This is a genomic window from Deltaproteobacteria bacterium (assembly GCA_011773515.1).
In the GTDB taxonomy this organism is placed as follows: Bacteria; Desulfobacterota; Deferrimicrobia; order J040; family J040; genus WVXK01.
In genome coordinates, this window is record WVXK01000055.1 from 1 (window position 1) to 749 (window position 749).

The 749-nt window shown below is 62.5% G+C and carries 1 protein-coding gene; it reads left to right on the forward strand.

The window, feature by feature from the left end; genetic code table 11:
- Positions 1 to 749 (forward strand): NADH-quinone oxidoreductase subunit F (locus GTN70_05385; GenBank protein ID NIO16416.1); only part of this gene is annotated, 749 nt, incomplete at both ends.

Genomic DNA, 749 nt, shown 5'->3' on the forward strand with positions numbered 1-749 from the left:
CACATAGACACCTTCCGGGAGTACGGCGGGTACGAGGCCCTGACAAAGGCGCTCAAGATGACACCCGACGAGGTGATCGAAGAGGTGAAGAAGGCGAACCTCCGGGGGAGAGGCGGAGCGGGATTCCCGGCGGGGGTGAAATGGGGATTCGTGCCGAAGGAGTCGGCGAAGAAGAAATACCTCGTCGTCAATGCCGACGAGGGGGAGCCCGGGACCTTCAAGGACCGGCTGATCATGGAGCGGGGCCCCCACCTCCTGCTCGAGGGGATCGTCATCGCCGCATACGCCATCGGGGCCAACATATGCTTCATCTACATTCGCGGCGAGTTCGTAAATCAGGCCCGGATCCTGGAGGAGGCGATCTCCGAGGCGTACGAGGGGGGGTATCTGGGCAAAAAAGTACTCGGCTCGGCGTTTGACATCGACGTCTACGTCCACCGGGGAGCGGGCGCCTACATCTGCGGCGAGGAGACGGCGCTCATAGAGTCCCTGGAGGGAAAGAAGGGGCAGCCCCGGCTCAAGCCGCCCTTCCCCGCCCAGGTGGGGGTTTTCGCGGGCCCCACCATAGTCAACAACGTGGAGACCATTGCCGACATCCCCTACATCATCGCACACGGCGGCGAGAAGTTCGCCTCCCTCGGCGTCGAGAAAGATGGGGGGACGAGGCTGTTCGGCCTGTCGGGATACGTGAAGAAACCCGGGATCTACGAGCTTCCCGTGGGCACGAACCTGAAGGAGATCATATACGA